Origin of the sequence: Streptomyces sp. NPDC007084 (assembly GCF_040703595.1) — a bacterium.
Lineage (GTDB): Bacteria > Actinomycetota > Actinomycetes > Streptomycetales > Streptomycetaceae > Streptomyces.
The window spans coordinates 47,700-69,176 of the sequence record NZ_JBEYFY010000015.1 but is presented as its reverse complement, the minus strand read 5'-3'; the positions used below and the strand labels follow the sequence as shown (position 1 = coordinate 69,176).

The 21,477-nt window shown below is 71.0% G+C and carries 35 protein-coding genes; 3 read left to right on the top strand and 32 right to left on the bottom strand.

Annotated features, from left to right (window positions below; genetic code table 11):
- The first annotated feature begins 35 nt into the window (after positions 1 to 35).
- The gene (locus tag AB0912_RS15470; RefSeq protein ID WP_366699708.1) at positions 36 to 638 is read left to right on the top strand and encodes a hypothetical protein; all 603 of its coding nucleotides are present in this window, start codon (positions 36 to 38) and stop codon (positions 636 to 638) included.
- Positions 639 to 680: 42 nt separating this feature from the next.
- On the opposite strand, the gene AB0912_RS15465 is transcribed toward AB0912_RS15470, so the two are convergent.
- The 31 genes from AB0912_RS15465 to AB0912_RS15315 form a co-directional block, all read right to left on the bottom strand.
- The gene (locus AB0912_RS15465; RefSeq protein ID WP_366699706.1) at positions 681 to 962 is read right to left on the bottom strand and encodes a hypothetical protein; all 282 of its coding nucleotides are present in this window, start codon (positions 960 to 962) and stop codon (positions 681 to 683) included.
- Positions 955 to 1,578, bottom strand: a complete 624-nt coding sequence (locus AB0912_RS15460) for a hypothetical protein (protein WP_366699704.1) — start codon at positions 1,576 to 1,578, stop codon at positions 955 to 957. The genes AB0912_RS15465 and AB0912_RS15460 overlap by 8 nt, the downstream gene beginning before the upstream one ends.
- Complete coding sequence (locus tag AB0912_RS15455) at positions 1,575 to 2,138, bottom strand: hypothetical protein (RefSeq protein ID WP_366699702.1); 564 nt, start codon at positions 2,136 to 2,138, stop codon at positions 1,575 to 1,577. The genes AB0912_RS15460 and AB0912_RS15455 overlap by 4 nt, the downstream gene beginning before the upstream one ends.
- A complete protein-coding gene (locus AB0912_RS15450) occupies positions 2,135 to 2,350 on the bottom strand; it encodes a hypothetical protein (protein ID WP_366699700.1) in 216 nt (71 codons plus the stop codon). Before AB0912_RS15450 ends, AB0912_RS15455 begins: the two co-directional genes overlap by 4 nt.
- A gap of 84 nt (positions 2,351 to 2,434) precedes the next feature.
- Complete coding sequence (locus AB0912_RS15445) at positions 2,435 to 2,839, bottom strand: hypothetical protein (protein ID WP_366699698.1); 405 nt, start codon at positions 2,837 to 2,839, stop codon at positions 2,435 to 2,437.
- A gap of 45 nt (positions 2,840 to 2,884) precedes the next feature.
- On the bottom strand, positions 2,885 to 3,022 hold the full coding sequence (locus AB0912_RS15440; protein WP_366699696.1) for a hypothetical protein: 138 nt from the start codon (positions 3,020 to 3,022) through the stop codon (positions 2,885 to 2,887).
- Positions 3,019 to 3,465: a hypothetical protein gene (locus AB0912_RS15435; protein WP_366699694.1), complete on the bottom strand. Its 447-nt coding sequence runs from the start codon at positions 3,463 to 3,465 to the stop codon at positions 3,019 to 3,021. The genes AB0912_RS15440 and AB0912_RS15435 overlap by 4 nt, the downstream gene beginning before the upstream one ends.
- Before the next feature lie 2 nt (positions 3,466 to 3,467).
- Entirely contained in the window at positions 3,468 to 3,986 is a 519-nt protein-coding gene (locus tag AB0912_RS15430; protein WP_366699692.1) for a hypothetical protein, read from the bottom strand.
- On the bottom strand, positions 3,983 to 4,600 hold the full coding sequence (locus AB0912_RS15425) for a hypothetical protein (RefSeq protein WP_366699690.1): 618 nt from the start codon (positions 4,598 to 4,600) through the stop codon (positions 3,983 to 3,985). Before AB0912_RS15425 ends, AB0912_RS15430 begins: the two co-directional genes overlap by 4 nt.
- Positions 4,601 to 4,672: 72 nt before the next feature.
- Positions 4,673 to 5,296 (bottom strand): hypothetical protein, encoded by a 624-nt coding sequence (locus AB0912_RS15420; protein ID WP_366699688.1) that lies wholly within the window; start codon positions 5,294 to 5,296, stop codon positions 4,673 to 4,675.
- A 52-nt stretch (positions 5,297 to 5,348) separates the two neighbouring features.
- The gene (locus tag AB0912_RS15415) at positions 5,349 to 5,915 is read right to left on the bottom strand and encodes a hypothetical protein (protein WP_366699686.1); all 567 of its coding nucleotides are present in this window, start codon (positions 5,913 to 5,915) and stop codon (positions 5,349 to 5,351) included.
- 102 nt (positions 5,916 to 6,017) lie between these two features.
- The gene (locus AB0912_RS15410; RefSeq protein WP_366699684.1) at positions 6,018 to 6,722 is read right to left on the bottom strand and encodes a hypothetical protein; all 705 of its coding nucleotides are present in this window, start codon (positions 6,720 to 6,722) and stop codon (positions 6,018 to 6,020) included.
- Positions 6,723 to 6,775: 53 nt separating this feature from the next.
- Positions 6,776 to 7,741 carry a site-specific DNA-methyltransferase gene (locus tag AB0912_RS15405; RefSeq protein WP_366699895.1) on the bottom strand — a complete coding sequence of 322 codons (966 nt, stop codon included), beginning with the start codon at positions 7,739 to 7,741 and terminating at the stop codon, positions 6,776 to 6,778.
- A 77-nt stretch (positions 7,742 to 7,818) separates the two neighbouring features.
- Entirely contained in the window at positions 7,819 to 8,088 is a 270-nt protein-coding gene (locus AB0912_RS15400; RefSeq protein WP_366699682.1) for a hypothetical protein, read from the bottom strand.
- 53 nt (positions 8,089 to 8,141) lie between these two features.
- Positions 8,142 to 8,738 carry a hypothetical protein gene (locus AB0912_RS15395; protein WP_366699680.1) on the bottom strand — a complete coding sequence of 199 codons (597 nt, stop codon included), beginning with the start codon at positions 8,736 to 8,738 and terminating at the stop codon, positions 8,142 to 8,144.
- On the bottom strand, positions 8,735 to 9,238 hold the full coding sequence (locus AB0912_RS15390; protein ID WP_366699678.1) for a hypothetical protein: 504 nt from the start codon (positions 9,236 to 9,238) through the stop codon (positions 8,735 to 8,737). The genes AB0912_RS15395 and AB0912_RS15390 overlap by 4 nt, the downstream gene beginning before the upstream one ends.
- Positions 9,235 to 9,510, bottom strand: a complete 276-nt coding sequence (locus AB0912_RS15385; protein WP_366699676.1) for a hypothetical protein — start codon at positions 9,508 to 9,510, stop codon at positions 9,235 to 9,237. The genes AB0912_RS15390 and AB0912_RS15385 overlap by 4 nt, the downstream gene beginning before the upstream one ends.
- A gap of 4 nt (positions 9,511 to 9,514) precedes the next feature.
- Entirely contained in the window at positions 9,515 to 10,219 is a 705-nt protein-coding gene (locus AB0912_RS15380; protein ID WP_366699674.1) for a VWA domain-containing protein, read from the bottom strand.
- On the bottom strand, positions 10,216 to 10,410 hold the full coding sequence (locus AB0912_RS15375) for a hypothetical protein (protein ID WP_366699672.1): 195 nt from the start codon (positions 10,408 to 10,410) through the stop codon (positions 10,216 to 10,218). Before AB0912_RS15375 ends, AB0912_RS15380 begins: the two co-directional genes overlap by 4 nt.
- A 20-nt stretch (positions 10,411 to 10,430) precedes the next feature.
- The gene (locus tag AB0912_RS15370; RefSeq protein ID WP_366699670.1) at positions 10,431 to 10,742 is read right to left on the bottom strand and encodes a hypothetical protein; all 312 of its coding nucleotides are present in this window, start codon (positions 10,740 to 10,742) and stop codon (positions 10,431 to 10,433) included.
- Between the two features lie 336 nt (positions 10,743 to 11,078).
- A complete protein-coding gene (locus AB0912_RS15365) occupies positions 11,079 to 11,510 on the bottom strand; it encodes a hypothetical protein (RefSeq protein ID WP_366699668.1) in 432 nt (143 codons plus the stop codon).
- Between the two features lie 13 nt (positions 11,511 to 11,523).
- On the bottom strand, positions 11,524 to 12,552 hold the full coding sequence (locus tag AB0912_RS15360) for a helix-turn-helix domain-containing protein (RefSeq protein WP_366699666.1): 1,029 nt from the start codon (positions 12,550 to 12,552) through the stop codon (positions 11,524 to 11,526).
- Positions 12,553 to 13,383: 831 nt separating this feature from the next.
- On the bottom strand, positions 13,384 to 13,644 hold the full coding sequence (locus tag AB0912_RS15355) for a hypothetical protein (protein WP_366699664.1): 261 nt from the start codon (positions 13,642 to 13,644) through the stop codon (positions 13,384 to 13,386).
- Positions 13,641 to 14,066: a VVA0879 family protein gene (locus AB0912_RS15350; protein WP_366699662.1), complete on the bottom strand. Its 426-nt coding sequence runs from the start codon at positions 14,064 to 14,066 to the stop codon at positions 13,641 to 13,643. Before AB0912_RS15350 ends, AB0912_RS15355 begins: the two co-directional genes overlap by 4 nt.
- Positions 14,067 to 14,361: 295 nt before the next feature.
- On the bottom strand, positions 14,362 to 14,916 hold the full coding sequence (locus AB0912_RS15345; protein ID WP_366699660.1) for a hypothetical protein: 555 nt from the start codon (positions 14,914 to 14,916) through the stop codon (positions 14,362 to 14,364).
- Entirely contained in the window at positions 14,913 to 15,317 is a 405-nt protein-coding gene (locus tag AB0912_RS15340) for a hypothetical protein (RefSeq protein WP_366699658.1), read from the bottom strand. The genes AB0912_RS15345 and AB0912_RS15340 overlap by 4 nt, the downstream gene beginning before the upstream one ends.
- Positions 15,314 to 15,925, bottom strand: a complete 612-nt coding sequence (locus tag AB0912_RS15335; protein ID WP_366699656.1) for a hypothetical protein — start codon at positions 15,923 to 15,925, stop codon at positions 15,314 to 15,316. Before AB0912_RS15335 ends, AB0912_RS15340 begins: the two co-directional genes overlap by 4 nt.
- Positions 15,922 to 16,953 (bottom strand): BN159_2729 family protein, encoded by a 1,032-nt coding sequence (locus AB0912_RS15330; protein WP_366699654.1) that lies wholly within the window; start codon positions 16,951 to 16,953, stop codon positions 15,922 to 15,924. The genes AB0912_RS15335 and AB0912_RS15330 overlap by 4 nt, the downstream gene beginning before the upstream one ends.
- Entirely contained in the window at positions 16,950 to 17,528 is a 579-nt protein-coding gene (locus AB0912_RS15325) for a sigma-70 family RNA polymerase sigma factor (RefSeq protein ID WP_366699652.1), read from the bottom strand. The genes AB0912_RS15330 and AB0912_RS15325 overlap by 4 nt, the downstream gene beginning before the upstream one ends.
- Before the next feature lie 89 nt (positions 17,529 to 17,617).
- Positions 17,618 to 17,971 carry a hypothetical protein gene (locus AB0912_RS15320; protein WP_366699650.1) on the bottom strand — a complete coding sequence of 118 codons (354 nt, stop codon included), beginning with the start codon at positions 17,969 to 17,971 and terminating at the stop codon, positions 17,618 to 17,620.
- Complete coding sequence (locus tag AB0912_RS15315; RefSeq protein ID WP_366699648.1) at positions 17,968 to 18,255, bottom strand: helix-turn-helix transcriptional regulator; 288 nt, start codon at positions 18,253 to 18,255, stop codon at positions 17,968 to 17,970. The genes AB0912_RS15320 and AB0912_RS15315 overlap by 4 nt, the downstream gene beginning before the upstream one ends.
- A 237-nt stretch (positions 18,256 to 18,492) precedes the next feature.
- Here AB0912_RS15315 and AB0912_RS15310 point away from each other — a divergent pair, with 237 nt between their 5' ends.
- Both AB0912_RS15310 and AB0912_RS15305 read left to right on the top strand, forming a co-directional pair.
- Positions 18,493 to 18,969, top strand: a complete 477-nt coding sequence (locus AB0912_RS15310) for a helix-turn-helix transcriptional regulator (RefSeq protein WP_366699646.1) — start codon at positions 18,493 to 18,495, stop codon at positions 18,967 to 18,969.
- 5 nt (positions 18,970 to 18,974) lie between these two features.
- Positions 18,975 to 19,589 carry a hypothetical protein gene (locus tag AB0912_RS15305; protein WP_366699644.1) on the top strand — a complete coding sequence of 205 codons (615 nt, stop codon included), beginning with the start codon at positions 18,975 to 18,977 and terminating at the stop codon, positions 19,587 to 19,589.
- Between the two features lie 75 nt (positions 19,590 to 19,664).
- On the opposite strand, the gene AB0912_RS15300 is transcribed toward AB0912_RS15305, so the two are convergent.
- On the bottom strand, positions 19,665 to 21,461 hold the full coding sequence (locus AB0912_RS15300; protein ID WP_366699642.1) for a site-specific integrase: 1,797 nt from the start codon (positions 21,459 to 21,461) through the stop codon (positions 19,665 to 19,667).
- Positions 21,462 to 21,477 lie beyond the last annotated feature (16 nt).

Here is a 21,477-nt window from a genome sequence, read left to right as displayed (position 1 = left end):
GAACCGGCTCGATCAGACCCCGATACCCTTCGCTGATGAGCACGAACTGGGGTCTGTACGCAGGCATATTCGGCGCCGCCACCGGCGGCATTGGCGCGGTGACAGGAGTGCTGGGCTACCTCGCGGCCCGCTCGGGAAACAAGATCGCCAACGAAGGCAACGCCATCGCCAAGGAGGCGAACCGCAAGAGCGATGAGGCCAACGCCCTCGCGCTCGACGCCAACACGCTCTCGCACCGGCAAGACCAGCGGGAGACCGAGGCCCACGACGTCGAGTGGGAGGGCGACTGGATCGGCCCGGGCCGCTACGCCCTCACGGTGAGCGGCACCCACACCGCGTACAGCGTGATCGCGCGCGTGACAGTCGACGGCGAGTCAGCTCGGAAGGAGAGCGCCACCGTCACACCCGGCGAGTCTCTGGTCTTCGAATTCCCCGAGGCCGCGCGGACTTACCGGGAAGAACTGCGGGAGCACGCTCGCCAACGGGACAGGCCCTCGCTTGCCATTCCCGTCGTTCAGGATGGGACGCGCTTCTACATGCACTCGATCGTCGAACGGGTGCAGTGGAAGACGCCCCTCGGCGCGGTGAGGGAGCACGAGAACCCCCGTCGGCTCACCACCCTGGGCGACTTCGGCTGAAGGGCGCTGCCGTCCGCTGGTCAGCGCGGGCAGAGGGCGACGTCACGCGTCGTACAGCGGGCAGCGGCGCAGCTCCGGGTCGAGGATGTCGAGGGCCCGGTCCATCGGCGTCGGCTCCCGGGACGAATGCGTGGCGAGGATGCCGAGCGAGGCGCCCGTCCCGTTGCCGTCGATCGACTGCGTCAGGGCAGCCTCGTACATCTCGGCGAACGCAGCGGACAGCAGGTCGATCTCGTCGCACTCGACGAGCGGGTGAACGACGTGCCGCCCGGACGGGCAGGCGGGCACGAGCTTCGTGTGCGAGGTGACGTGCAGCTCATCCATCGGGCTGCTCCTCGCTCGGCGCCGCCGGCCGCATGTCCTCCAGCAGCTCCAACTCCAGCGCGCTCAGCACCGGGTCGTACCCGGCCACCCGGTACACGACCTGGTCGGCGAACACCACGACGTCGGGGCGCGGCATGTGCAGGTAGCTGTACTTGTCGACGAGGGCCTGGACGGAGATACGGGTGCGGGCCGGCGCGGTGTCGATGGTGATGCCGCGCCCGCGGTGACGGGTGAACACCATCTCCGCGAATTGGGGTTCGCGGCAGGTGTGGGGCTGGCCGGGGGTGAGACCGGCCTCACGGCAGAGGGCGCAGACGCTCATGGCTGGGGGGCCTCTCCGTCGAGGGCGCGCACGGTGTACGCCGGGGATGCCGTCCTGGGTGGTTCGGGCTTCTCGGGCTCGGTAGTAGCGGAGCGCGTCGTGGAGGTCGTCGAATTCGCTCTGTAGGACCAGGGCGACGACCGGGACCAGGGAGAACAGGAAGAAGATCGCGGCGCACGGGACGTTGCCGTACGCGTACTGCTGCGCTGCACACCAGGCGTTCCATACGGCGTGGAGGGCCAGGAGGAGGCAGACGATGCGGGGCCGACGCGTGCCGCCACGTGCGGCGGTCATCGTCGGAGGCTCCTGACGATGTTGTTGGCGAGTAGGAACGCCTCTGCGGGGATGGGGGCGATGCCTTCGTCTCCGGGGGTGACTGTGCGGTCGAGGAGGTTGGCGACGAAGCGCGCGCTCTCGGGGGCCAGGAGGCCGGCGAGCTGCCCGGCTGGTCCGGGTACCGCGTTCGAGACGCCCTCCATGAACCACCGTTCGCGGGAGACGTGGTGGAGGTGCCAGGAGCCGTCGGCCCGGAGCTCGGCGGTCGTGGTGTCGGCGAGTCGCCGCAGGAGCTCAGCTGCTTCACGGACGGTGCTCGCGGCTGTGCTCGAGCCGCCAGCCTGCGGGGTCGAGGCGGGCTCTTGGCCTGGGCGAAGCGGTACGACGTTCGCGTCGATGAGGGGCGGGCGTCCGGAGTGGCCCGGGCAGTAGTCCTGGCCGTCCGGGTGGGTCCGCCAGCCCTGTCGCTGTGCTGCGGCGCGCGCTTCGTCCGGGTTCGACGTTCCGGTGATCAGGGAGGTTGCGCATGTGCCGTGTGCCCACTGCTGGTTGCAGTTGAGGGTGATGCCCATCGTCACGACGTCGCCCCCGACGCGTGGAGGAGGTGAGCTTGCTCGACGGCGGGCTCTGCCGGTTGCGGCTGGGCAGGGCGCCGGGTGGGGAGGTGCCCCCACTGCCAGCTCATGTCGAGGACGGCGCAGACCTGGGCTGTGCGGAATCCTCGGGCGTAGGCGGCGATGACGCGGATCTGCGCGGGTGAGAGCTGGTCGTGGGGGGTGCCACCGGCCATCACGGCTCCTGTCGTTGAAGGGCGGGCGAGGGCGGGGCGGGCCTGCCTGTTCACTGATCGGCAGGCCCGCTCGACGCATTGAGATCAGTTCCGGGGTGCGACGCCGCTCGTCGCGAGCACGTTGATCAGATCTGTCGCGGCCAGGCGGTACTTCTGCTGTTCGGGGCGCGGGAGGTCTGCGTAGGCCATGTGTTCGCGGCCGGCCCGGCGGTCGTACTCGGCCAGGGCGCGCGCGAGCTCGTCGACGGACAGTTGGGCGTGTCCTTCGGTCTCGAAGCTGATGATGATCTCGCTGTCGCCGGGGAAGAACGCGATCGCGTTGTCCGGCGTGCTGGCGTTGGCGTCGGTGATGCCGTGGACCTCGCGGTAGGCGCGGTCGACGGCCCGCCAGGCCTTGCCCACTTCGACGTGGTTCGCGCCGTATGCCGGGTCAGCGACGACGGCGAACTCGCGGCGGGTGACGTGGACGGTGCGCTCTGTGAGGGACATTGGATAGGACTCCGTGTTCGTCTTGCGAATGAGACGGGGGTTTGGTCAGGGGCGGTGGCGGCGGATCAGCCGGACCACCATCAGGAGGACCCCGGCGACGACGGCGAGGCCGAGCGCCACGGTGAGGGCAGTCCAGGCTGTTGCGGCGCCGAGGATCAGGAAGATGCGGTCCACGAAGCTCACGACGGCGGCGCCCCGCCGTCGGCGATGCTGGCGCGGATCGACGCACAGGCGGTCGGCCGTTGTGCCTGGTCGTCGAGCGTGACCGGGGTGTTCACGGCGTCCCATTTCACGAGGTCCCAGCAGTCGTCACACGAACCCGGGCCGACCGGGGTGGTGTGGCAGCAGACGAGGACTCCGTCGGACCGCCGGTACGGTGCGGGCGGTGTGTACGTGTCGGCGGACTGGACCGGGTCGACGTGGGTGAGGGCGATGCACGCGCCGTGTCCGTCGACCCAGACGACCGCGGTGCCGCCGAGAACCTGCGCCTCAGAACGGGTGCGGGTGTCGAGGCGCTTGCCGTCGCCGTCCTCGGGCCGGACGCCCGGGTAGGCGGTGACTGGGGTGCCGATCGGGTAGCGCGCATTCCAGCGGGTGGCGTCGCCGTGCGGGTTGGTCTCGGCCATGGTCAGGCTTCCCCGTCGGGCTGGGACACGGCGGCGGGCTGCTCGCCGTCGATGGCGCGGATGGTCGGGCAGGGCCAGCACTTGCCCCGGCAACCGCGGCAGGGCGCGGTGTGCGCGCCGTCGTGCTGGCAGCCGAGCGGCTTCCAGGACCAGTCGGACGCCGGGCGGTGCAGATTCCGAACCCGCGCGATCGCTTCGGCCTGCGTCTCGTCCTGCTGTGCCTCGCCGTCCGCCCGTCGACCAACCCTGCGGCGGGGTGTGTCGCCCGCTCGGAGACGCTGGTTGAGCGCGGTGATCGTCGACTCGGACAGTGGCGCGTTGACGCGCTCGGCGTAGCTGCGCGGCTCGCCGTCCGCCCGGCCCGGACCGGACACGGCATCGGCCAGGCGGCTCAGCTCGCGTGTCTGCCAGGCGGCCAGTTCTTCAGCGAGGGTGCGTCCCGGGCAGTGAGAGCACCAGCCGAACGTCTGATGCGTCGGGATGCTGTGGCCGAGCGGAATGTCGGGGTGGTAGATGCTCATCGGGTCTCCTCGTCCCGGCCGCCGAGCCGGCGCACGGCCTCTGTCAGTTCGGCGACTTCGGCGACCAGGTCCCGGCTTCGGTCGCGGATGGCTTCCCAGTTCGCTCCGGTGCCGAGGCCGAGGGCCTGCGACAGGGCGAGCCGGTACGCCTCGGCGGCTGCCTCGGCCTGACGCAGCCACTTCCGGTACTCCTCGCGGTCCCCGACCACGCGGAGGATTCCCTCGCCATGGGCCTGAGCGCGTTCCCGCGCGCTGCACCATGCCGACCGGTAGCGGTCGCGCTCGCCCGTCAGGCTGCGGATGTCGGCGCCCATGCTGGTGATCACCTGCGTGGCTCGCCTAGTGACGGTGTCGGCGTCCGCCTCCTCGACCACCTGGTCGGTGGGCGCGGACGCCGGGGCCGTGGCGGGCAGCGTGTCGAAGGCGCCGCCGTACATCACCTCCAGCTCGTGTCGCATGCGCTCGTTCGCCGTGCGCAGTTCGGCCTGCTCGGCGTCCGCGACGGCAATAACGGCGTCGAGCATGTGCTGCCCGTCGTCGAGGACCCAGCCTTCGGTCTCGCGGATTGCTGCGTCGTACCGGTTGCGGCGCTCGGCGGGTGTGGTCTCGGTCATGTGCTGCTCCTCGGGCTGTGATGGACTGGAGGGGCCGGCGCCCCGCAACTCGACTGCGGGGCGCCGGTGCTGTCACACGTGGCGCAGCGTGATGTCGGCGAGGTCTCGGCGCGCCTCGGCGCAGGTGGTGCGCCCGCTCGCCAGGTCGTAGACCAGGCCGACGGCGTGGTACTCGCCCTCGTCGGTGGCGTCGCGGAGGCGTGAGGCGATCTCGGCGATCAGGTCGAGGACGTCGCCGTCGGAGTCACCGAGCTCGTCGACTTCCTCGTCCTCGTCGGGCTCGCCGACCGCGGTGATGATGGCGTGCCGCATGCCCTTGTGGAGGCGCAGCCGGTCGGCCTCGGGCATGTCGGGGTGGATGGCGAGGTGGAGGCGGACGAACGGGCCGTCGGGGCTGTCCAGGTTGATGACGTGAGCGGTGGGCTCCAGGCCGTCGGCACCGAGGTTGACGGCCCACTCGCCCACGGGCGCCGCCGGGATCATCCGCTCGGCGATCTGGCGTGCCGCCTCCGCGAGTTCGTCCTCGTCGAGGACGCTGCCCCAGGTGACGAGATCACCGTCGGCGTGCAGGTGGGGGATGTAGGACTGGCGCAAGGAGGCGACGATCTCCTCGACGGTCGGCAGGTGGACGAGCGCGGAGAGGGCGCGGCCTGCTTCGGCGCGGAGGTCTTCGTCGGTGTACGGGCGGTCGGTCATGGTGTGGCCTTTCGTTGCGGGGCGGGGTGGGGCATGGGACGACGAGACACAGTCACGAGGAGGCGATCGGCAGGTCCGGGCGCAGGGACCGCAAGTCGTCCTCGACCACGCCGCGGTTCACGCTGCGGATCGCGGTGAAGGTGGCGCCGCAGCCCCCGCCGCGCTTCGGGGCGTAGCCGGACACGTCGACGTGAGCGAGCGCCCTCGGCAAGGTGGGCTGCCCGCAGGCGCCGCAGCTGGACGAGGTCCGGTCGACGAGGAGCGTCGCCGTCTGCTGCGCCCCCTCGGCGGCCTTGAACCCGCCCCGGGCAACCGCGCGGCGGACAGCGGCGGCGTGGTGCTCCCAATACGTCCGGTCGTCGTCGGTGAGGGCGTCCCACTCGGGGCCTCGTGGGTCGAAGCGCTGCGCCAGCCAGGCGGGCATCGTGTCAGCGGCGGGCGCCAGCTCGGCCGGCGGCTGACTGACGAGCGCGGCGGCCAGGTGCTCGGCGAGGTACTGCCGCATCTGGGCGTGCTGGAGGCTGGCGTACTGGGCGGTGAGCTGGAACTCGGTGATCGAGTCGTAGATGGTGCTGGTGAGCTGCTGTTCGGCGGACGGGGCGGGCGTCGGGTCGGTCATGATCACTCCTTGTTGACGGTGATGTCAGCGGTGTACGGGGGCGGCGGTGTACCCGGCCCGACGTGTGCGCGGTCGCGGCGGTGGCCGGATCGGCGGGTCAGGTCAGGCGGTGCGGCGGTCGATTGCGGCGATCCAGGCGACGGCGACTGCGGCGACTTGGACCAGCTCGGCGCGCAGCTTGGCCGGGTCGGACTCGGCGAAGGCCTCCTGCTCCTCCTCGTGCAGGACGTCCCGCCAGGTGAGCTGTCCCATCCGTGCCATGGACTCGCAGACGTGGCGGGCCCGATTCGCGCGGTCGCGGTCTTCCGTGAGTGCGGTGCCGTCGGGGTGGTTCTGCTCGCCCCACCTCTCGTCCTGGCGGACGCGTTCGGCGAGGACTTCCTGCAGCACTCGGTCAGTGGCGATCATCGGGTTGGCGGTCATGCGGTCCTCCGGTGGTGCGGTGGGGTGGCGGCCCGCCTTCCGGCCGGTTGGCGCGAGCAGCACGGCCAGCACCGCGTCGGCGTACACGTGCGCCGGGATCAACTGCGGGTGCGTGCGCCACCACTCCAGCGCGTCGGGGCTGCCGTTGCTGTCGCGGATGGACTGCGCGGCGAGGTCGACGAGCGCCACCCGGTCGGTGGTCGCGGGCGCCGGGACCGTGGCGGCGGCGAGCAGCGCCTCGCCGATCTGGTCCCGCAGTTCGCAGCCCGCGCACCCGAGCCCGGCGGCGAGATTGTCGTGGCGGGCGACGGCCCCGTGCAGGGCGGACAGGTAGGACTCGGTACGGCGCAGTAGGTCGACGGTGGCGGGTGTGCTGTCGGGCATGTGCTGCTCCTCGGGCGGGGATGGACTGGAGGGGCGGGCGGACGTGCTGCTGCTCATGCGGGCAGGTCGAGGACGCCCTGCGCGAACCGCTCGCGGGCGAGGTCGTGGTAGGCCGGGTTCAGGTCGATGCCGATGTACCGCCGGCCGAACTGCCGGGCCGCGGCGCCTGTGGTGCCGGACCCGGAGAACGGGTCGAGGACGGTCCCGCCGGGCTTACAGCCGGCCTTGATGCAGCGGGTGGGCAGCTCGATGGGGAACACAGCGAAATGCGCGGCGGGATAGGGCTTGGTGGTGATGTCCCAGACGTCGCCTGGGTTGCGGCCGAGGGGGTGCCCGTCGATGCCGGGCTCGTCACGCTGCGACGTCGAGTACGTCTGCGCGGGCAGAACCCCGAGACGCTGGCGCTCCGTGTGACCTCGAGGCCTGCGCTGCGGGCGCATGGTGTGTGGCTCGCGGATGGCGTCGAGATTGAACCAGTACCTCGATGCCTTCGTCATCAGGAACAGGTGCTCGTGTCGCGACGCCAGCCGGTCCGTGACGGACTCCGGCATCGCGTTGTGCTTGTACCAGACGACCTCACTGCGGAGGATCCATCCGTCGTCCTGGAGGGCGAACGCGGCGCGCCACGGAACGCCGATCAGGTTCTTGGTGGGTAGCGCCGTGGTGCCTCGGATCGTCTCGGCGGTGAACGTGCAGTCCTTCCGCTGCCCGGTCTGGCCCTGCTTGTGCGTCGAGCCGGGCGGATAGGCGTAGCTGTCGCCGAGGTTGAGCCACAGCGTCCCGTCGTCGGCGAGCACGCGTCGCGCCTCGGCGAAAACCTGCCGCATCGTCTCGACGTACTCGGCCGGCGTCGCCTCCAGCCCGTACTGACCGGGCGTGCCGTAGTCGCGGAGACCGAAGTAGGGCGGGCTGGTGACGATGCAGTCGACGGAGCCGGCGGGCAGCGTGCGGAGCTGTTCCAGGGCGTCGCCGAGGAGGAGCGTCACCTGATCATCGCGGTAGTACGGGCGGTCGGGCATGGGCTGCTCCAGGTTCGGTGTGGGATCGTGCTGGGTGCGGCCGGCCCTGGCATCCACAGGGCCGGCCGTGCTGCTACTCACGGGGTGATGCGGATCTCGGGGAGCGGCACGTTCGCGTCGAGCTGGCGGTGCGCGGGCGGCCGGCCTGGTGCTGCGGAAGTGGCCGGGCGTGTCTGGGACATCGGGAAGAACTCCGTGGGAATGGCGAGCTGGCCGGGGGCGGTCTGTACGGGCTTGCCGAGGCGGCGGCGGGCGGCGTCCGCGGCCTTGAAGGCGGTGCTGCGCCGCCGAGCCCGTTCCTTGCGTCGGCAGGTGGGGCCGAGCCCGTCCGGGCTCGGCTTCCGCATCGGCGTCTTGCACGCACTGCAACGGATGGTCACGTGATGCTCGGGTGTCAGCTTCAGGCGAGTGCTTCGACGCGGTCGAGATGTTCGATCAGCGCCATTCCGGCCGCCGTGATCTCCAGTGCCTCGGCGCGGACCGCCGCGTTGTGGCTGGTGGGCCGGTCGGTGTCCTGGGTCGCGTCGAGGACGGCCTGGGCGAGGTTGCCGACGTGCTCGACGATGGCCACAACCCACTCGGGGAGCTGGTGGTCCTCGTGTCCCCGCTGGGCCACCTGCCGGGCGCGTTCGGCGTGGACCTCCAGGTAGGGGCCCTCGAGGCGGGGGGCGTCGTAGTTGGGGTACACGGGGCGGCTCCGATCGAGGGAGGGCGACGGCTTGGTGGTGGCGGGCGCGGTCTGGGCGATCGCCTGGAGGGTCGTGATGCCGGTGGGGCTATTGCGGGCCATGTCGACGGCGGCGTAGTGCGCGGGCCACTGGCTGGCGTAGATGCGGCTCTGGTCGTAGTCGGCGCGGTCGATGCAGGCGACGATCTGGGCGGGGTAGCTTTCCGCCGGCAGGGCGCCGGGCGCCGGGTGGTCGTACTGGGCGAGGACCTGCAGGGCGATGGCCGGGGTGATCGTGGCCGAGTCGAGCGGCGGGACGGGGCAGTTCATGGGCGGGCGTCTCCCAGGAGTTCGTGGAGAAGGGCGGCGAGCTTGTGACGCGTGGTGTGGTCGATGACGTGGTCAGGGGCGACGCAGGTCCGCACGCTGCAGCCGGGCAGCACGGGGCCGTCAGGGAGGCCGGGATGGGTCATGGCCCAGGCGATGCGGCGGGCGGAGTGGACGCGGCCTGCGTGCGTCAGGACGGGGATGCCGTTGTCGATCTGGTCGAGCCACAGGAGGTGGCCGCCGCTGATGTGGCGGGTGCGGGATCGGAAGCGCTGCTGGATCGTGGGCCGCAGCTCGCGGGGTGCGTAGTTGCGGCCCAGGTTGGCGAGGACGTCGGCGACGTCGCTGTGCGGGACGTTGAGCTCGCGGCAGATCACGTGCGGAGGGCGGCCGCCGAGGAGGTGCTCGGTGATGTCGATCCGTACGTGAGGCGGCAGCACGGCGAGCTCCTCGGGAGACTCGGCCTCGGCGCCGGCGTGAAGGTCGCGGGCAAGGATGGTCACCCGCGGCTCCCGATACGTTCGGGGCGCGGCTGGTCGACGATCTGCTTGGCGAGCCGGCCGATGGTGCCGTTGGCGCCGGTGAGATCTCGCCGGGTGTGGGCGACGGCCTTGATCATCCGGTCGAGGCGGTCCCGGTAGTTCTTCCGCTCGATGGCGCGGCTGCGCTCGAAGCGCCGCCGGTCGAGCTCGGCGGAGAGGTAGGCCTGGGCGAGCTGGGCGCGCAGCTCGGTGGTGACGGCGCGGTGGTGGCGGGTGGTCGTGAGTCCGAACATGAGGTCACCGCACGATTCCGAGCTGGCGGGCGGCGTTGAGCCAGCCCGGGAGCTCATGGGTGATGCCGTCGTACAGCGCTTCGTCGCTGAGGGTCTGCGGCTCGGAGCCGGCGTGGAAGTACGAGGCGTTGTCGACGGCGCGGCCGCGGAGTTGGTCGAGGCTGTCGAGGTAGGCGACCCGCTTTGTGCCGAAGCCGACGAACGACCAGAACATGGGCATCCTGGAGGCCTCTCGGAGCGTCCACTCGGTCTCCAGCGGGTCGTTGGGGATGCCGTCCGTCTGGAACACGACGAGCGCGGGCCCGGTGGCTCCCGACGACCGGTAGTGCCCGATCACTCGGTCCATGGCGACCGCGTACTTGGTGCGGCCCATGGTCGGCTTCCCGCCGTGGAGTTCGTGCTGGTCGGCGACGACGCCCTGGTAGTCAGTGAGGTGGATGCCGACGGGCGGGTAGGGGCGGTGGTCGAACATGACGAGCGGGACCAGGCCGTCGTCGTCGAGCCGGGTGGACAGGGCCAGGACGCGGCCGGCGAGGTGCTGCACGCTGCCGTCCGCGTAGTAGCGCGCCATAGACAGGGAGCGGTCGATGACGAGGTAGACCGCCATGTTGCTGCCATCGAGTGCTCGCTTCTGGAGGGAGGCCGCGGCGGTCTTCGCGACATCGACGAGTGCGGGGGCGGTCTCTTCGAGCTTGGTGAGGCTGATCATTCGGAGGCGCCTTTCTGAGGAGGGGCGGGGAGCCGGTCGGTGGCATCGCCGATCGCGTTGGCGAGGCGGCGCCACTTGGCGGCCTGTGCCGGGTCGGGGTACTGGGGGCAGTGGCAGTCGGCGGCGGCGTGGAGGCCGTGGATGACGTCGACCAGGTCATCCACGTACGGCACCAGGAGGTGTGCAGCCATCGGGGGTTGGGGCCTTTCGGTCAGGGCCGACGGTTGCGGCGGCGGTCGTCGAGCCGGACGACGCCGGCGGGGAGGTCGAGCGGGAGCTGGTTCTGCTGGGCCCGGCAGGTGGCCTGGTGCGGCATGTGGAGCCGTTCGGGGCCCCACAGCGGCAGTTCCTTGGTCACGCGGCGCGAGATCCAGGTACCGGTGCCGTCCCTGCGCACGGCCGTGTTGCCGGCGGGGTCGGGGTTCGGGTTGACGGCCATCCGTTTGCCCCCGGCGGTCGTTGCGCCTGGCTGGGTGCGCGTCCAGAGGATCTCCGCGTTGCAGTCCGGGCAGCGGGCGGTCACCGCTTCCTCCTGGGCACGTCTCGTGAGGCGGCCTCGAGGGCCTGCGCGTAGAGGACGTCCGCGGCCTCCGTTCGCGCTCGGTGGGGGCCGGGGAGCGGGATCACCGGGTTGGCGGGGAAGCACGGCGTTCCGACGGGAGCGCCGCAGTCTGTGCAGCCGACGGTCGCGGCCGTCCAGTCGTCGCGTCGGCCCCGGTGCGGCTCGGTCATCGACGCGGTTGCCCGCTGGTTGGTGCAGTCACTGCCGGCCTGGGCGTGGCAGTGTCGGCACCGGACGGCGACCTCGGGGTGGCGCGCCTCAGCGCGGGTCATGGGCCGGCGCGGGGCCGGGACGTGGTCAGGCATCTGCCGCCTCCGGCCGGACTCCTGGGTTGAGGTGGCTCGTGCGGCGGGCGGTGACGGTGGCGGCGGCGACCGCCCTCGGGCCGTACATGCGCAGCGCGGCGTCGGTACCGAGCTGGTTGATGACGCCGGCGACGGTGCTGCGTGAGACGTCGTCGCTGTCAGCGCGTGAGGCCCGGGTGGAACGGATGCCGCACAGCAGGCACTCGCCGTCTGTGCCGGGCTCCGTCGGCCCTTGCGGGTGCTCGCTGCACTTGGTGGTGGGAGCGGGCTGCGCCACGGTGTCGAGCAGGCCGCGCGCCTTGATCAGGTCGTTGCGGATCTGCTCGAGCGTCTCCGGTGTCGCGCTCGCCTGCGAGAGGTCGTCGCCGTACTGGCCGAGCAGGCGCAGGGCACGGCCGAGGTCGCTGATGGCAGTTCGGTTCATGGCGGTGCTCCGTTCAAGAGCCGGTCTGGGAGGTGTCGTTGAGGTGCGGCAGCACCAGGACATGGCCGTAGAGGTCGATCGCCGTCGCGCGGCCGTAGGCGGCGATGGCGGCCTGGATCTCGTCGTCCGTCGCGCCGTCCCGCAGCCGGGCCTTCTGCTCCCGGGTCAGTTCGGGTGCCGTGGAGGCCGGCGGAGCCTCGATCGGGACGTCGGGCCCGGAACCGGGGACAGACAGCAGCAAGGGCGGCTGCGCGGGCGTTCCGCTGCGGGCGGGCCGCTGGCGGCCGCGAGCGGGGGGCACGCTCCGCAGGGCGGGTCCTGCCTCACCCGAGCCCGGCTGACTGTCTTTTCCGGCCTCGTGCGCGCTCGCGTCCTGTGGCTGAGCTCCGGCATCAAGTTCGTCGTGGTCAGGCCCTTTGTCCCCTACGAAGTAGGGATCACTTTGTAGGCCCCCGGCGGGAACGGGTTCCGGAACCCGTTCTGCGTCGGGCTCCGCACCCGTTCCGGAACGGGTTCCGGGGGTTTCGGTTCCCCCGGCGGGAACGGGTTCCGGACCCCCGGCAGGGAACGGGTTCCGGACCCCCGGACCCCGTTCTGCGTCGGGTTCCGGACCCCGTTCTGCGTCGGGTTCCGGACCCCGTTCCGCGTCGGGTTCCGAGGCGGCCTCCTGCGCGTCCGCGTCCAGGAGCTCCTGGATCTCCTTCTCCTTGAGCCGCTTCTTCCGCCGCGACTGCCGCGTATCCGTGTAGAGGTGCAGGTGCGCTGCCCAGTCGAGCCGCTGCGCGGTGATCGTGAGGAGCGTGTACATGCTGGAGTTGTTCGGGCGACGCTGCTCGTGCAGAACGCCCAGGGCCCTCAACACCTTCTTGCTGCGGGACACCGTCTCCTCGGAGCAGCCGGCGATACCCGCGATGGTGTCGGTGCCGGGGCACGCGTTCGTCCCGTCGGCGTTCGCGTACGAGGCGATGATCCAGCCGACGTGGACGATCTGAGAGATCTCGGGCCGGCGCATCCGGAGCGTCTCGTCGCGCAACCGGTTCATCCACGCTGTGCGGGGAGCCTGCACGTGTTCAGGGGCGCTTCCAGCGCGCTCCTGGTGACTGCGTGAGGCGGACACAGTGGCTCCGATCTGAGAGGGGCGAGCTACTCACGCTGTGGGCGTTGAGCGGCCTGGGCGGCCCCGTACGTGTGGGGGAAGGCGCGACGTGTCGGAGGCGATCGCCCGCTCGTCGATGAGCGCGGATGCCGACTGGGGTGAGGGGGTCGTCCATGCGCCGGCGGGGGTGCGTGGTCCGGGCTGCGGCTCCCGAGCCCCGGCCAGAGCGGCCGGGGTGTGGAGCGGACGTCGCAGGCCGGGGAGGCAGTGCCTACGCTCGGGGCCTATCCAGTGGCCGTAGGACGGCTGGTCCGGTCTGTCATAACCGGGGCGGCCTGTCACGATGTCGTTCCCACGGTCTCGGCCGCCCGGTCGGCCCGGCGTCGCTGGCCGCGAGGGCGCCGCGTGCAATGGCGCTGCGGACTCCGAGGAGGGCACCAGCGGCGTCGAGTTGAGGCGCCTCGCAGCGCATCCGGTCCCGGTCCACCTCATCGCCGAGATGGGCGGGGGCGAGGTCCTGCGTTCGGTCCCCGACCCACTGCATGTGTCCTCCTTCCACGGAGCGGGTGTACCGGCCGAACTTCCGCGGCGGCGGCTCGGCCCCGCGATCGCGCCGGGCCGGTGGGAAGCCAAGCGCCTCGCGGACGAGGGCGACTGCCTCCCGGCGGTGGACGAGGCGGCGGCCGATCTCGCTGTCGGACAGGCCGGCCTGGAGAAGGGGCCGGATGTCCTCCGTGCGGAACCGGATGTCCTCCGTGCGGAAAGTGGGACGACCGGTCACGGCAGCCTCCGGTGCCTGCGCTGGCCCGGAACGAAGGCGCCGCCGGGGACCTGCCCCCGGCTGAGGCCGGGAGCAGGTCGGGAGGCGGGGTGACGGGCGACGGACTCCGCGAGTTGGGCGTCGGGGTCGGTGACTTCCGGGTCCTGACCGTCCGCGCCGTACGGATCAGTTGCACTCAACCGGCGCAGGGCAACACCCGTCAGGACCGCGACGGCGGCCGTCACGATCGCGGCGAGTGCCGCGAGCAGGAGGGTCACGCGGGGTCACTCCCGTCGACCTCCGCCCCACCGGTCACGGCGGGAACCGTGGCCGGAGCGGGTGCGAGGGCAAAGGACGGCGCCGCCCTCTCGGTGTCGGGCAGTTCGACGAACCAGGGCCCGGCGATCAGTCCGTACGCGGCCCAGCCGCAGCCTCGGCTCGCAATCCCGCTGCCGAGGGCGCCGAGGTGACGGCCGATGCACTCGCGACCGAGCACGTCCGACCAGATGACCGGGCGTCCGCGTCGCGTCGGCGCGTGTGTGCTGGGGCTGTCGTCCAGGACCTTTTTGAAGTCGGCGCCGCTGGCAACGTCGCCGCAACTTGGGCACCGGAAGCGCCACTTGAGGGGGTCATTACCGAAACGGGCAGTTGCTTCGGCCCAGAGTTCGGCCTGGGTGAGTCTGCGGTGCGCGGGGCTCATCGGTGTCCTCCCGTACGAAGATCGGCGCGGGCGTTGGCGATGGCGGCACAGCGGCCGGGGCAGTACCAGTGCGCGGCTGCTCCGTCGGCGGCGCCGCGGACTCGGACCATCCCGGCGGCCGGGGGCCGGCGGGATGTTGCCGGGAGGCCGCATGCCTCCACCGAGCAGGCCTGGACGGCGGCCGTCGGCACAGGCTTGCGGCTCGTGCCGGTGAGACCGCCGTTCCACATCTGCTTGGCCTTTTTCTGTGCCTCGCTGACCTCAGGGAGGCGAGGCCGCTGGGTGCGGGGCGGCATCAGCGGTCACCACCCTCGGTTTCGGCGAGGCGTTCCCCGATCCACTTGGCCGCAGCGCCGACGGACCTGAGGCGCTCACGGGTGTACCGCCACCGCAGGTTGCCGGGAGCGAACGTGCCATCCGGGTCAGGGAGGGCGCTGGCGGCCCAGACGGTCCCGCCGAGCTTTCCGCGCATGAGGTAGATCGCGCCGACGACGGCGTCGTCCGTTACGCGCTCGACTCCGAGCCGCGTGACGAGGAGATCGTGCGGATGCGGGTGCCCGGGGGCCTGCCGACCGAACGACCAGAACGGCTGGCCCGGCCACAGCAGCACCCCGGCGACCCTGCGCGGCGGGAGGCCGTAGCCGATGGTCTGGATGCGGGTGGACCACTCCTGGGTCAACTGGCCGGCCAGGACGTGCGCGCCGCCGCACGCTCGGCAGACGAGGCGCACGGTGGTCAGCTCGCGCGAGTCGTCCACCTGCACCTGGGCTTCCCAGGACGGCTTCCGGCAGTCCCTGGCGTGCGCGAGGTCGCGCCAGCCGAGGTAGGAATCCAGCACGGTCCCCCTCACGTGCGCGGCTCCTCGGGTTCGGCGGCGAGGAGCGCGCCAAGGGCGAGGAGGCCGCTCACGGGGTCGACGCGGGCCTGACCGCAGTGGCGGCAGGGCCGGACGAGCTCGAAACCGGCGGTCTTGCCGGCGGCGTAGTCGAACCGGTAGCGCAGGAAGTCGGGGCTGCCGGGGTCGATGAGCGCCGTGGCCTCCTCGGTGTTGTCCGGCAGGTTCGAGGCGGACGTGTAGCGCCAGTCGAGCGTCCCGGCGTCCGGGCACAGCGCGTCGCGCGCGCTGCGGCGGACGCTGTCAAGGAATTCGTCGCGGGACTTCTCGAACGCCTCGCGCGCCTCGTCCTCCCGTTCCTTGGAGCTGCCTTGGTACTCGGTGTACGACGTAACGGCCAGTTCGCGGAGATTCATACGATCACCTCGACGTTCCGGGGCTTGTACTGGGCGGCGACCCACTCGGCGGCGATTTCCACGGTGCGGTGGTCGGATTCGCGACGGGCCCAGCGGAGCTGCTGGTCGCCGTAGGGGCCGGTGTGGTCGGGGACGGCGTTGGCCTGCCAGCGGAGGTGCCCGCCGGCGGTGCGGTGGCGGCAGATCAGTCCGGCGATGTCCTGGACCCTGACGGGCGCGACGGGGACGCGGGTGATGAGCCAGTCGCGGGTTCCGCCCCCGGCGTCGAGGAGCACCTGCTCCCCGGGCCACAGCCACAGTCCCTCGTGCTCCTGGGGCGGGAGGCCGTAGCCGATGGCGGTGGTGCTGGTCCGAGAGGTCCCGACGTCCTCACCGCTGACGGAGTGGACCGCGCCGCAGGCCCGGCAGACGAGCCGGACGGTGAACCGGGTGAAGAAAATGCCGTGCTCGCACTCCTCGGCCTGGCAGGTGTGCTCCAGGTCGCGGGAGAGGAGACGTCCGCGCCGCCCCTGGTCGATACGGAGCTGCGGTTCCCAGACGGGCGCCGGGCAGGGCTCGGCGTGGGTGAGGGTCTCCCAGCCCAGGTAGAGGTCGGTGACAGGGTTCATGCGCCTCCTCCGATGGCCTCGGCGGGGGCGTGCGCGGGGAGGTCGATGGCCGTGAGCGGGCCGCTCGCCATGACGATGGAGCCCAGCGGGCACGCGGGGCCGGAGCTGCCGCGCTCGATCAGCAGGGGCATGCCGTCGTCCTGGCGCTGGCCCAGGTACACCCACACACGGCCGTGCTGGTCGAGGACGCCCCGGCCAAGGTCGTAGACCCTGCCCCACATGTAGAACGCCTCGCGCGCCTCGTCGCATGCCTGCCCCAGGAGTTCGGGAACCCCGTGGGCGGTGAGGTGGACGTCGACGCCCTCGACCGTTCCGGCCGCGATCTGTGCGTGGCCGGCCGGCCGGGTGGGGACGTTCGGCGGCGCGCCGATCTCGGAGAGCCAGTGGTCCCAGTCCGAGAGGTTCGTGGCCTTGATGGCGACGGTGACACGGCCGCCGTCCGCCTCGATCTCCGAGACGTCCGAGCGCCAGGAGTTGGCGAGCTGCAGGGTTGCCGCGACGGTGACCGCGCGGGCGTGCTCGGCGTCCTCGGGGGTGTGGGCGTGGGCGGCGGCAGGACGAAGCTGCGGGACGGCGCCGTTGACGCGCTGCGGCACCAGCGCCTCCACCTGCTGCTCCGGTTCAGATTCGCGGTGTGTGGCGTCGCGGGCAGGGAGGCGGACGACGAAAGAACCGCGTGGTGCCGGCGCGAGCGGTGTCGGGGCGGACGCTCGGTCGTGCTGCGGATCGGGGCCGTCGTCGCCGTCGCCCAGGAGTCCCTTGCGCTGGAGGGCCCGGGCGATCCGGACGGCGACCTCGCTCGGGTAGCCGCAGTCGTCGACGATGGTGTCCACGGCGGTCCGATATCCCGCGGGGAGGCTCCGGCGGGCCTCGACCTGCGTCCGCAGGCGCTTGAGCGCGGAGGCGCCGCCGACTTCTACCAGGCGGCCCTGCGCCTCCAGTTCAGCGACGAACGTCCTGGCAGCGGCGTTGAGGAGGGTGGCGAGTTCGGTCTCGGCCGGGGACTGGTGCTCCGGTGTCGTCGTCATGCCGCCACTCCCAACTCGCCGCGCATGGATGCCACGGCTCGCGTCTGCATCGTTTTCACGGCGCCGACGGAGCGGTCCATGGCGCGGGCGGTCTCCGCGAGGCTGCGCTCCATCAGGAAGCGCTGGACGAGGACTTCGCGCTGTGCGGGGCGTAGCTGCGTCAGCGCCGTGCGGACCTGGTCTTCGTCGAGGCTCGCCAGTACGGCGTCCTCAGCGCTCAGGCCGTCCGAGTCGTCGAACGCCAGGAGGTCGTCGACCGCGAATTCGCGGCGCCGTGCGCTCTTGAAGTGGTCGGTGACCTGGTTCCGGGCGATGGTGAGCAGCCAACTGGCGATACTGCGGCCCTGCCAGGTGAACGTCTCGAGTTTCGCCCAGGCCCTCAGGAAGGTCTCCCCGGTGATGTCCTCGGCCAGGTGCTGGTTGGTGACGAGGCGGCGGACGAAGCGGAACACCGTGCGGTGGTGCATGGCGTAAAGGGCTCCGAACGCGTCCGCGTCGCCCTGACGTGCGAGGGCGATGAGAGCCGGTTCTCTCGTATCGGAGGCAGGGGTACTGCCGTTAGCCTCGATGATCAAGGCCTTCTCCGTTCATGAGTGGATGAACTGTGGTGGGCTCGCGAGGGGCTGCTCTTGGCCATGGCCCGGCCGGGGGCGGCCCCCGTCTTTCAGTTCGCGCGGCGGCGGCCGGCGGCCGGCCGGATCTCCGCCAGGGCGAGGTGACGCGCGGAGGGTGCTGCCTCGCGCTCCTCGGGCTGCTGCGGCCCCTTGAGGCCGTCGGGCTCCTCCACCGCGTCGAGCGGGTTGACCCTGTGCATTGCCTTGATCCGGCGGACCTGGTCGGCATCGAAGCTGATGGACCTGCCGGCCTTGATGTGGGGCAGTTTCTTGAGGTTGTCCTCGATGAAGCGGGGCTTGCAGTTGAGGAGGTCTGCGACCTCGGCGATCGAGTAGGTCCTCAGGCTGTTGTCGACGAGGTAGGCGATCAGCGCCTCGACAGACGGCGCGGCCGGTGTCGTCATGACCCGGTCGGCTGTTGAACGATGTGATCTGCGGGCACCCTGCGCTGGCGGGGCGGCATGGGGTTCGGCAGCTCGGCCACTTCCGTGACCTGCTCGTCCACCGGCAGGCCGTAGTGGTAGCGGAACGTCCAGAGCGTTTGCAGGCTCGGCTCGCTGCGTCCCTTGAACAGGCGACTGAGGGCCGCCTGGCTCACGCCAGTGCGCTGACTGATCTTGTAGACGCTGTCGTCACCAGCCTCTTGGGCTCGCTGGAGCACCCTCCACTTGGCCAGTAGGAGCGGCATGGCGCACCCCCTTCTCCTTACTTGCGCGCACACAACCTGTGGGCGTGCACGCAAGTTAATCCACTGGCGCGCGCGCACGCAAGTAGAAACGGCCGTTCGGGATGGAGCGATTCCTCGGTGCCGCTGCGGCACAGGAGGGCGGGTCTGCCTGGAGAAACTCCAGAGGGTTACCTGACCTGCGGATTTGCGCGCGCGCAAGTAAGTGCGACTGGTGTGCGCGCACGCTACTCTCGCAGTATGCGGAGCACTGAAGAGACCCCCCCAGAGAGCCGGGCCCAGCGCGCCGCCCGGATAAAAAATTTCGGCGCACTGCTGACCGACGCCGCCATCCGGGCCGGCTATGACGTGCGCCCCAGAGCCGGAGGCCGACAGAGACTCGCAGATGACATCGGACTCGACGTCAGTACGGTGAGCCGCGCTCTCGACGGGAAGAGCCTCCCGCTCCCCGGCGCGATGCAGCGCTATGCCGGCGCGCTCGGGGTACGCGTCTCCGACCTGCTCGTCGAGAGCGGACTCCTGTCGCGTGACGAAGTGCCCGACCGGCCCGACCTCCAGGAGGTGAAGGTTCCGGCAACGCCGGACGAAGCGGCAGACAGCCTGGGGGTGACGCACCCCCAGGTTCGACCTATGCTCCTGGCCTCGATCAAGCAGGCAATTCGGCTTCAAGCGGAGGCGGACGCGGCCGAGCGGCAAGGAGCCTCAGCAAAGGGGTAAGGCACGTGGCGTACAGGCTTGCTATATCGGCCGTCGGGGGCTGTGTTTTCGGCGGGGCCGTTTTCTCCGAGGGTGTCTGGCGTCACGCCTGGAAACTGGCTGCGGCCGGAGCCGGGCTCCTGGCCACCGGCGGGCTCGGTCTCGTCGCCCTCGTATTCCTCTACGCCCAAAAATGCCTCGAGGCCCGCATCAAGGCGGACTTCAAGGAGGTGGACGACCGTCGAAGAGCGCTGGACGCCACCATGGCGGAGCGCGAGGAGCGGGTGAGAGTCCGAGAGATCGCAGCGGACCGCATGCGGACCGTCGCGGCGATCCGGATGGCCAGCCTCCAACGACGGCTCGACACGGTGCTGGACGAAAAAGCGCAGACCCGGGCACGGCTCGAAGCAGTGGTCCAGGAGCTGAACGAGGTGCTCGACGAGTACAACCAGCTCGTCACCCACGAACTGCAGTTGTCCATGGACCAGTTCACCTCACGAGGCTACGGATTTTTCCACGCTTCCCGCGACTACGGGGCGCTGAGCACGGCATCGGACAAGTGCGCCTCCGGCGACGTGACACCTCTTCGCAGAAAGAGCGACCATGAGGCGGAGGGAATCGACACGCCCATCAGCCGATAACTGGCATATGGCGCATGGCATTTGATGGCACTTGGTGTGGCGCTCCGAGGAAGAGTTCGGAGCGCCACACCGCGGCTACACCCCCTCGCGGTCCGCGGCGCCCGTACTCAACGCAGGGTGGCCGGCGCACTGGCCCAGTGCCGTCGCGCAGGCGGCGGTAAATGCCTCCCGTACGGCCGACTCGCTCACGCCCCAGGCCTCCGCTTCGGTGAGCGCCTCCTGGCCTGGCCGGTACTGGACCCGGTCGACGGCCGCGCGCAGCGTGTACCGCTCCTCCCACTCCCAGGCCCAGCTCGCGGCCGGACCGTCGGTGCCATCCGCGGTGTAGAGGACGGTGCCGTCGGGGGCGTACGCGGCGGGCCCGGCCTGGAAGATTCGGACGCGGTCCGGGACGGACGTGCGGACGTCCTTGAGGCCGTTGCCGTGCTGGCGCACCCACCACTCCTGGGCCCAGGCCTCCACACGGGCGGGCTGCCGGCGGTCCTGGCCCCACTGCTCGGCGACCAGCTCGGCGTCGTCCCGCGTCCAGAATCCCTCGCAGCGCCACCCTTCCCCGTGGCCGAGCTGCGCGACGTACACGACTCCGCGGCCGCCGGCGGCCGCGTGCTCCTGGCCGTCGTCGTCGGGGGTGTGGCCGAGGCTGGCGTCGATGATCTCCATGGCGTCGTCGTCGGACTGGGGCAGGAGGTGGCCGTAGCGGTCGGACGTAGTGACGATGGATTCGTGGCCCAGGCGCCGCTTGACGTAGTCCAGGCCGCGCCCCTCGGACAGCAGGAGTGCGGCGTGGCTGTGGCGCAGGTCGTGGATGGTGGGGGCCTTGTAGTCGGGGAGGAGGCCGTCCTCCTGGGCGCGGCGGACGGCGTCACACCAGCGGTCGTAGAACGTCGAGTACGGGAGCCGCTTGCCGTGACCGTTGTGGAAGATCAGCGCAGACTTCTGGCCGCCGATGCCCTGCTCTTCGAGGTCGCGCCAGGCGAGCCTGCTCAGCCGGATCGTGCGCCGGCTCTTCTCCGTCTTCGGGCTGCCGAGGTAGTAGCTGCGCTCGCGGTTCCACTTCCAGGCCCGGGTGACGGTGAGCGTCGTCTTGCCGCGCCCGTCGACCTTCGCGTGCCGGGCCGCGAGGGCCGTGAGCTCGCCCCACCGCAGGCCGGTGGCGAAGGCGAACCGGACGAGCCGCTTGTCCTCTGGCCGGCCGAGGCAGGAGACGATGCCCTCGACCTCGTGGGGCTCGAGGAATTCGATGTCTTCGACGGGTTCGTCGTCCTCGTCCTCCGACCCCTCCGAGGGGAGGCGTGCCTTGGGGAGGCTGCTGCGCTCGCAGGGGTTGCGGGCGCGCAGGGGCGGCTCCTCCTGGGTGGCCTGCTTGAGGATGCTGGAGAGGAGCCCGTGGAGGTTCTTGATCGTCTTGGGGCTCATCGGCCGGTGCTTCGAGCCGCGGAAGACCATGGTTCGCTGCATGAGGAGGAGCCACTCCCCGACGGTGGACTTCGAGAAGTGCTCGGTGGACCGAATGTCGCAGTTGCCGAAGGTGGGGAAAATGTACCTCTCGAGTTCGCCGAGTGATGCGTCCCGGTAACGCTGCTCGCCCTTGGCGCGCTGCCTGATGCTCTCGGTGGCGTAGGCGCGGAAGCGGAACTTCTCGTCCCCCTCTTGGGCCGCCTGCTCGGCGGTGATGTACCCCCTTCCCTTCACCCAGCCGAGTGGCCACTGCTGATCGGCTTCGTCGACGGCGTCCTTGAAGACCTGCGCGGAGGGCTCGTCGTTGAAGCGTTCCGTCTGCCAGAGGCCGTCACGCGCGCCGCCGAGGCGCCATTTCACCTGGTAGCTGGTGACGTCGCCGGCCTTGTTCTTACGGGGATGCACTGATGCCATAGGGGGACGCTAGGGG